1 protein-coding gene is annotated in these 234 nt (G+C 47.9%); it reads right to left on the reverse strand.

Annotated features, from left to right (window positions below):
- Nucleotides 1-10: 10 nt before the first annotated feature.
- Nucleotides 11-234: excisionase family DNA-binding protein (locus tag I6E38_RS15230; protein WP_235394753.1), on the reverse strand; the 224-nt coding region annotated here is incomplete at its 5' end.

A 234-nucleotide genomic window follows, 5' to 3' on the forward strand; every position in this document is an offset into this window, starting at 1 on the left:
ATCCATTACATTACCAGTTTAAGGGTTTGGGCTTGCGCTTGTTTCCTGCAAGAATGGCAGCGTTCTCCTCTTCTGCTGTGAGAGGTACAGGATTCTTGCGGTTTGTCTCCAGCCATTTGTCAAGTTCGTCTTGATAAAGGCAATAACGCTTGCCTGGCTTTGTGGCAGGAATGCTGCCGTTGCCAAGTTTCATGTAGAGAGTTGCCATCGGCATTTTCAGGTATGCCGATGCTT

Source organism: Leyella stercorea (genome assembly GCF_021531355.1).
Lineage (GTDB): Bacteria > Bacteroidota > Bacteroidia > Bacteroidales > Bacteroidaceae > Prevotella.